Genomic DNA, 7,367 nt, shown 5'->3' with positions numbered 1-7,367 from the left:
AACGCCCGGTCCCATTCCGAACCCGGAAGCTAAGACCCACAGCGCCGATGGTACTGCACCCGGGAGGGTGTGGGAGAGTAGGTCACCGCCGGACATAAATTAGAGCTCAGGCCCCGACAAGGAATGTCGGGGCCTGAGCCATTTAACGGCTGTTTCAGTACCGCTCAGGGCGGGCCGGCTGCCGGGTAAAGTTGTTGACCATGGACAACCTCTTCAGCCACGCGTCCCCTGCGGACGAAGCATCCGAGCCCGTAGATGCCCTGGACGCCATCGTTCACACAGTGGTGGTGCTCGGACCGGTTTCCAAGGCATTCATCGGTTTTACGGAACACACCCACCTTTGGTGGCCGCTCGAGGAGCACAGTGTGTTCGGCGCCGGCTCGTACGTCGAGTTCGAAGAAAACCTGGTCCTCGAAACTGCCGACGATGGCCGCACAGCCGTCTGGGGCTCCATAGACGACTGGCAGCCCCCGATGTCCTTTCATGCCAGCTGGCACCCCGGGACCACGGCATTGTGGTCCACGGAGCTACGGGTCGCGTTTAGGGCCGTGGATGGCGGGACGGAACTCCGTCTCGTTCATGACGGCTGGGAGGGCGCCGAGGACCCGGTACGGACTCGCGCCGAGTACGATGCCGGCTGGCCGGACGTCCTGGCCCGCTTCGTGCGGTTTATGGGCGGTGAAGTTGGCTAGGGTCCGGCGCATGGTTGCGGGGGACTGGGAGCGGCTGCGTGCCGTAAGGCTGGAGATGCTCGCCGACACCCCGGCTGCCTATGTGGAATCACTCGAGTCCGCCCAGGAGCAGACAGCGGGCCAATGGCGGAACCGGGCCGTCGCGATGACAGCCCCCGGAAGCGTGACTTTCGTCGTCGAGGAGATTCCTGAAGAGCTTTCCAAAGAGCTTCCCCAGGATACTGGCGGGGCCAGGGCCTTCTGCGGTCTGATGCGGGTGGTCGTGAAAAACCCACAGGAGGCTAACCGGCCCCTCCAGGCCATGCTCATCAGTGTCTATGTGTCTGCCCCGCACCGCGGAACCGGCCTTGCGGATGAGCTGCTCCGCCATTCGGTCAAGGCCGCGGCAGAGGAACTGGGAGCCGGGCTGTTGCAACTGGGCGTCCACGAGGACAACTCCCGCGCGGCAGGTTTCTATGCACGCCACGGTTTCCATGACACCGGACGCCGGGAGGTATACCCGCTCGATACCAGCAAGAAGGAAAACATCATGGAGCGTGAGCTGGCATCGGCGGAGCGGGACGCCTAATCGCGGGCAAAGTTGTTAGTGCGTTGGCCCGGTATCGCCGGGCGGCACGGAGGTACTGGACCTGACCACGAGGTTGGTGGGGAATTCCGTGTCGGTTGCGCCGCCGTCGGCAGCGTCCTCTAACCCTGCCAACAGGAGCCGCACTGCCAATGCCCCTTGGCCGCGCGCGTCCTGGTCGATGGTGGTCAGTCCGAACACCTCGCCAAGCTCATGGCCGTCGATGCCGATGACGGAAAGGTCGTAGGGGATCCGGAGGCCGAAATCGCGGGCCGCCAGGATCGTGCCGATGGCCATCTCGTCCGAAGCAGCGAACACCGCGGTGGGACGTTCGGACGTGCCGCCCAGCAACCGCCTGGCACTCGCGTAGGCCCCCTGGACGGTGAAGTCGGCGGACACCTGCCATTCGGGCCGCACCGTCAGCCCGGCAGCCCCCATGGCCTTGTGATATCCACCTTGGCGCATACCCGGAAGCCGGAAGTCCTGCTCGAAGAAGGCATCTCCCGTCATATGCGCGATCTTGGAATGGCCCAGCCGGATCAGGTGGTTGGTGGCGGCCTCGGCTATGCCGGCGTCGTCTATCCGGATGGTGGAGGCGCCGGGCAAGGGACCACCGATACCCACAATTGGCCGGTGGATGGCCAGCAGCTGTTGTATCTCGGCTGCACTGAGCTCGAGCGAGACAGCGATGACCGCATCCACGCGTTTCCGCAGCAGGAAATCGTTCAACACGCTGTGCCGTCTGTCCGGGCCTTCGCTGACGTTGTAGAGCGTGAGGTCGTATCCGGCGTCGAGCAACGTGGCCGAGACGCCTTCCACCACCGCGGAGAAATACCAGCGGTGGACGGAAGGCACCACCACACCAACGTTGTGGTTCCGGCCGGAAGCGAGACTGGAGGCGTGGTATGACAACACGAAACCGAGCTCAGCCGCGGCAGTCCGGGCACGTTCGCGGCTGCGTGCCGAGACATTTCCCTTTCCGCTGAGTGCCCGCGACACCGTTGCGGTGGAAAGGCCCGCCCGCTTAGCGACGTCCTTGATGCCGGGCATATTTAGCTCTCCGTGTCCTCAACTGCGAATCCAGGCGACAGCAGGATCACCCAAGTGGCAGGTTCAACCAGACCGTCTCACCTGAGCCTAGCTGATGGCCGCCGTCGTGCGTTTCCGCTGCCGCCAGCGAGCTGCGCAGCAGCACCACGCCCGGCGGGAGTTCCATGGCATCCCGTCCGACGTTCATGACCACAAGCGTGGTTCCGTTGAGGTAGGCCAGGGACGTATCGGTACACCAGCTTTCCAGCCATGCCAAGAACCCCCGACCCAGGTCGAGTTCCCTGCGCATCGCCAGCATCCGGCGGTAGAGGTTCAAATGCGACGACGGCTGTTCCGCCTGGGCATCACGTGCCAGTTCACGGAAGCTCTCCGGCTGCGGCAGCCACGGGGCCTGTCCGGACCCGAACCCGGCGTGCAGCTCGGCGGCACGCCACGGCAGTGGCACCCGGCACCCGTCACGGCCCAGCCGTTCGCCACCCGTCCGTGCAAACGTGGGGTCCTGCCGCTGGCTGTCCGGAATATCGATGCCGTCGGGAAGCCCCAGTTCCTCGCCCTGATAGAGGTAGGCCCCGCCCGGCAGCCCGAGCATGAACATCGATGCCGCCGCTGCCCGGGTCCTGCCCGCCACGAGGTCGGGCTGATGGTCAAAGATGCCGATCCCGTCGCCATCGCGCGGTGCGGCGCCGTCGTAGCCGAAGCGAGTAGCGTGGCGGACGACGTCGTGGTTGGAGAGAACCCATGTGCTGGGCGCGCCGACGGCGTCCAGTGCCACCAACGAATCCGTGATGACGCCGCGGAGGCGGCGAACATCCAGTCCAGCATGCAGATACGGGAAATTGAACGCCTGGTGCATCTGGTCCGGCCGGACCCAGTCTGCCAAACGGGGCAACGGATCCACGTTGGCTTCGGCACACAGGATACGGTCAGGACCGTACTCTGCGAGGATCCGGCGCCAGGCCCGGTAAATGTCGTGGAGGGCCGGCTGACCGAACATCGGTGCCTCGTGGCCGGGGTAGCCGTCCGAGCTGCCGCCGTCGGCCCGGCCGCCCCACTCCGGCAAACCGGGAGCCTTCACCAGGGCATGCGCAACGTCCACGCGGAAACCGGCGACGCCCCGGTCCAGCCAGAAGCGAAGCACGCGCTCGAATTCATCGTGGACCGCCTGGTTGTCCCAGTTGAAATCGGGCTGCGAGGCGTCAAAGAGGTGCAGATACCACTGACCGGACGCGCCGTCCGGCTCCGTGATGCGGGTCCAGGCCGGTCCGCCGAAGTGCGACTGCCAGTTGTTGGGCGGTTCTTCACCAAATGCGCCGCGGCCGTCCCGGAAGATGAACATGTCACGTTCCCGGCTGCCGGCCGGTGCGGCGAGGGCCTGCTGGAAGGCGGCGTGTTGGTCCGAACAGTGATTGGGAACGAGGTCCACGATCACGCGGAGGCTCAGGCGGGTGGCTTCTGCCATCATGGCGTCGAAGTCGGCCAGGGTGCCAAACAACGGATCGACATCGCAGTAGTCGCTGACGTCGTAGCCGGCATCCTTCTGCGGGGACCGGTAGAACGGCGATAGCCAGACAGCATCGACATCGAGCCGGGCCAGCTGCGGCAGCTCTGCCGTGATTCCGGCGAGATCACCGATTCCGTCCCCGTTCAGGTCGCGGAAGGAACGCGGATAGACCTGGTAGATGACGGCGGACCGCCACCACCCGGGGACGTCGTCGGCGGTGTGTACCAAGGTCAGTGGCCCGGCCGAGGCGGCGGGGGCTTCGAGCATTGAGTCAACGGACATACCGGTAATCGTAGAACGGATCTTCCCAGGACTGAAAACGCTTCCAATTGTGACGTAGGCCTCATTGCGCCGCGTCTTCCCTGTTTCTGGATGTCGCGGTTTTCGGCTATCGGGATTGGAGTCTAGGGACAATGCCGGTCTTGGGCTGCCCCGATGGTAGCTCTTGCATCGCCCGCTACCGCCGAGTAATGTGGCTTTCCACTGCGACTCCGTCCGGCAACTTTGGAAGCGCTTGCAGATGTGCGCCATGGCGGCACTGCCAGCCGGCGCTGCAGGCACGCGGGGCCCCCGCGGACTAGACTGAAGGCCGGATCGACGGACCTGGAGGCCGCATGGGCAACATTGTTGACGAGCTCAAAACCATCCTGGAGCCCGGGAAGCTAGCCGTGGACGAACAGACCCTGGCCATCTATGCCATAGACCAGGCCCCGGTTCTTGACTACCAGCTGCCGTTGGCCGTGGTCTTGGCCGAAACGGTGGCGGACGTCCAGGCGGTTGTCACAGCCTGCGCCAAGCACCACGTGCCCATTGTTGCCCGCGGGGCCGGGACGGGTGTCTCCGGCGGCGCCCATGCCAGCCCGGGTTGCATCGTGCTGGGCCTTGAACGGATGAACCGCATCCTGGACCTGAACCCTGACGACGAGACCGCCGTCGTGGAACCCGGCGTGATCAACGCCGACCTCAACGACGCCGCGGCCGTCCACGGGCTGATGTACGCGCCGGACCCCGCCAGCTTCCGGACATCCACCATTGGCGGCAATGTGGCCACCAACGCCGGCGGGCTGCGCTGCGCCAAGTACGGCGTCACCCGCGACTCCGTGCTGGCACTCGATGTGGTGCTGGCCGACGGATCCCTGATCCACACCGGCCACCAGACGTTCAAGGGGGTTGCCGGCTACGACCTCACGGGCCTGTTCGTTGGCTCCGAAGGGACGCTCGGAATAGTGGTGGGGGCAACGGTGCGGCTGAAGTACCTGCCCCGCGAAGTGCACACCATCGCCGCGTTCTACCCGGATTTCCGCAGCGCAGCGTCGGGCGTGCTGGCCGTCGGGAAGGCGCGCGTGCAGCCCGCCATCATGGAATTGCTCGATGGCGGATCGCTGCGTCAGCTCGACGAAATCCACGGCTCGGACCTGAGCGCCCGCGGGGCATCGCTCCTGCTGATCCAGACGGATGGTTTCGGAGCAGCCGCGGAAGCTGACGTGGTCCGCGATGTCCTTGCGGCCGGCGGAGCCACGGTGACCACGGAGGCCAGTGCCGAAGCCGAGCAGCTGGTGGAACTGCGGCGCAACAGCCGCGGTGTCGAAGTGGACGACGAATACCGGGTGGGGGAGGACGTGGCCGTGCCCCGCTCGCGGCTCGTAGACTACGTCGGCGAACTCGAAGCCATGGCCGTCGCCCACGGCGTACAGCTCAAAGTCGTGGCGCATGCCGGCGACGGCAACCTGCACCCCACGTTCTGGGTGGACCGGCTGGACAACCAGGTGGACGCCGAAGCCATGCAGCGGCTGGGCGCCGCTCTGGACAAATCCATCACGGTGGCCCTGGCGATGGGCGGCACCATCACCGGCGAGCATGGGATCGGGCAGTACAAACTGCGGTGGCTGGGCCTGGAACAGCCCCAACCCGTGCGTGAACTGCAGCGCCGGATCAAGGAACTCTTCGATCCGGCCGGCATCCTGAACCCCGGAAAGGCCATCTAGGCCAGAAGCATCCCGGGATTTAGTCGTCGGCGTCCGGGTATTCGTCGATGTCCTCGTCGCCGTACCGGGACTGCTCGGTCTCCACTTCCAGTATCTTGAGCAGCTCGGTGTCCGGGTTGAGCATGATTGCGGCCTCATCGCGGCGGTGCCGAAGGATGGAGTCGATGTAGGACTGCACTGCTTCGGCCAGCGGAATATGCCGTTCCTGCTTTTCGGACATGTACCAGCGGTGTTCCAGGACCTCGTGGACGGCTTCCGCCGGTTCGAGCTTGCCGGAAAGGTCGCGCGGAATCGAGCGGACAATGGGCTCGAAGATCTGGCTGACCCAGAGGTGGGCGCTGTATTCCTCGTCCATTGTCGGGTTGTTGTCCGCCCGGAACGAGTCCATGTCGTTGAGCAGGCGGCGGGCCTGGTTTTCCTGGGCGTCCAGTCCCGTGAGCCGCAGCAGCCGGCGCTGGTGATGACCCGCGTCCACCACTTTGGGCTGCAGTTGGATGGTGGAGCCGTTCTGGGTGGTCTTGATCGCGTATTCCTCGACGTCGAATCCCAGCTCGTTGAGCTTCCGGATCCGGGCGGCCACACGCCAGCGTTCCCCGATCTCGAACGATTCCTTTGCCGTGAGCTCTGTCCAGAGCCGCCGGTAGCTGTCCATGATGAGTTCGCTGGTGGCCACCGGGTCCACCTTCTCCTCGATCAGCCCGCCGTCCAGCAGATCCATCAGCTCACCGGCGATGTTGACCCGGGCGATCTCGAGATCGTATTCGCGCTGGCCGGTGGACAGGTCCGGGTACAGCTCGCCCGTCTCAGCATCCACGAGGTACGCCGCAAACGCGCCGGCGTCGCGGCGGAAGAGGGTGTTGGAGAGCGAAACGTCTCCCCAGTAGAAGCCGATGAGGTGCAGCCGCACCATCAGCAGCGCCTGGGCGTCAATCAGGCGGGTGAGGGTGTCCTTGCGCAGCATCTGCGAGAAGAGCGCACGGTAGGGCATGGAGAACTTCAGGTGGCGGGTGACCAGCACCGGGTTCAGCGGCCTGCCGTCCGGTGTGGTGCGGCCGGTGATGACGGCCACGGGCTCAACGCAGGGCACGTCCAGGCGTGCCAGCTTGCGGAGCATGTGATACTCATGGCGGGCCACGTGCTCTGACGTTTCCTTGATGGCAATCACGGAGCCGCCGAGGTGGGCGAAGCGCACAATGTGGCGGGAGATACCGCGGGGAAGCGCGGCGAGGTTTTCAGCCGGCCAGTCCTCCAAGGCGATGTGCCACGGCAGGTCCAGGAGCTCCGGATCAGCCGCGGCGGCGGTGATGCTCAGGTTGCTGGAGACGTTGGAACTCTTGTCGTCGTTGGCGCTGGCCGCTTCAAACCGAGGCAGTTTGCCGATCTGGCCGTAGTCGGTGGGTTCGTCGTGCCATTGGGCGTTGCTTTCCTCGGTCATGTGCCAATTCTTCCGTACGTAGGGGCGGGGTGCCTAAACAAAGTCAGGAAAGCCGCGCCTAAACCACGACGGCGGCCCGTCCAGTGAGGAGGGCCGCCGTCGGTCAGTGCATTGAGATGCCGATCAGGTGGTCGCAGCT

6 protein-coding genes and 1 rRNA gene are annotated in these 7,367 nt (G+C 65.2%); 4 read left to right on the top strand and 3 right to left on the bottom strand.

Annotation, left to right across the window (positions count from 1 at the left end):
* The 3 genes from rrf to AB0N24_RS26130 form a co-directional block, all read left to right on the top strand.
* A 5S ribosomal RNA gene (gene rrf, locus AB0N24_RS26140) occupies nucleotides 1-94 on the top strand; the annotation flags it as partial.
* Between the two features lie 106 nt (nucleotides 95-200).
* Entirely contained in the window at nucleotides 201-692 is a 492-nt protein-coding gene (locus tag AB0N24_RS26135; protein WP_364131121.1) for an SRPBCC domain-containing protein, read from the top strand.
* Nucleotides 693-702: 10 nt separating this feature from the next.
* Complete coding sequence (locus AB0N24_RS26130; RefSeq protein WP_364131118.1) at nucleotides 703-1,260, top strand: N-acetyltransferase; 558 nt, start codon at nucleotides 703-705, stop codon at nucleotides 1,258-1,260.
* A gap of 15 nt (nucleotides 1,261-1,275) precedes the next feature.
* Here AB0N24_RS26130 and AB0N24_RS26125 read toward each other — a convergent pair whose 3' ends face one another.
* Nucleotides 1,276-2,307, bottom strand: coding sequence for a LacI family DNA-binding transcriptional regulator (locus AB0N24_RS26125; RefSeq protein WP_364131115.1), 1,032 nt, complete (start codon nucleotides 2,305-2,307; stop codon nucleotides 1,276-1,278).
* 46 nt (nucleotides 2,308-2,353) lie between these two features.
* Entirely contained in the window at nucleotides 2,354-4,090 is a 1,737-nt protein-coding gene (locus AB0N24_RS26120; protein ID WP_364131112.1) for a glycoside hydrolase family 13 protein, read from the bottom strand.
* 332 nt (nucleotides 4,091-4,422) lie between these two features.
* On the opposite strand from AB0N24_RS26120, the gene AB0N24_RS26115 reads away from it, so the two are divergent.
* Nucleotides 4,423-5,793 (top strand): FAD-linked oxidase C-terminal domain-containing protein, encoded by a 1,371-nt coding sequence (locus AB0N24_RS26115; protein ID WP_364131109.1) that lies wholly within the window; start codon nucleotides 4,423-4,425, stop codon nucleotides 5,791-5,793.
* Between the two features lie 19 nt (nucleotides 5,794-5,812).
* Here the strand turns inward: AB0N24_RS26115 and AB0N24_RS26110 are convergent, their stop codons facing one another.
* The gene (locus AB0N24_RS26110; protein WP_104176226.1) at nucleotides 5,813-7,228 is read right to left on the bottom strand and encodes a DUF4032 domain-containing protein; all 1,416 of its coding nucleotides are present in this window, start codon (nucleotides 7,226-7,228) and stop codon (nucleotides 5,813-5,815) included.
* Nucleotides 7,229-7,367: the final 139 nt, after the last annotated feature.

The sequence above is a fragment of the Arthrobacter sp. NPDC093128 genome, from assembly GCF_040683875.1.
Lineage (GTDB): Bacteria > Actinomycetota > Actinomycetes > Actinomycetales > Micrococcaceae > Arthrobacter.
This window is presented reverse-complemented; position numbering and strand designations above follow the sequence as displayed.

Coding starts and splice junctions, on each gene's coding strand:
- AB0N24_RS26135 (WP_364131121.1), top strand. CDS start 201: ATGGACAACCTCTTCAGCCACGCGTCCCCTGCGGACGAAGCATCCGAG.
- AB0N24_RS26130 (WP_364131118.1), top strand. CDS start 703: ATGGTTGCGGGGGACTGGGAGCGGCTGCGTGCCGTAAGGCTGGAGATG.
- AB0N24_RS26125 (WP_364131115.1), bottom strand. CDS start 2,307: ATGCCCGGCATCAAGGACGTCGCTAAGCGGGCGGGCCTTTCCACCGCA.
- AB0N24_RS26120 (WP_364131112.1), bottom strand. CDS start 4,090: ATGTCCGTTGACTCAATGCTCGAAGCCCCCGCCGCCTCGGCCGGGCCA.
- AB0N24_RS26115 (WP_364131109.1), top strand. CDS start 4,423: ATGGGCAACATTGTTGACGAGCTCAAAACCATCCTGGAGCCCGGGAAG.
- AB0N24_RS26110 (WP_104176226.1), bottom strand. CDS start 7,228: ATGACCGAGGAAAGCAACGCCCAATGGCACGACGAACCCACCGACTAC.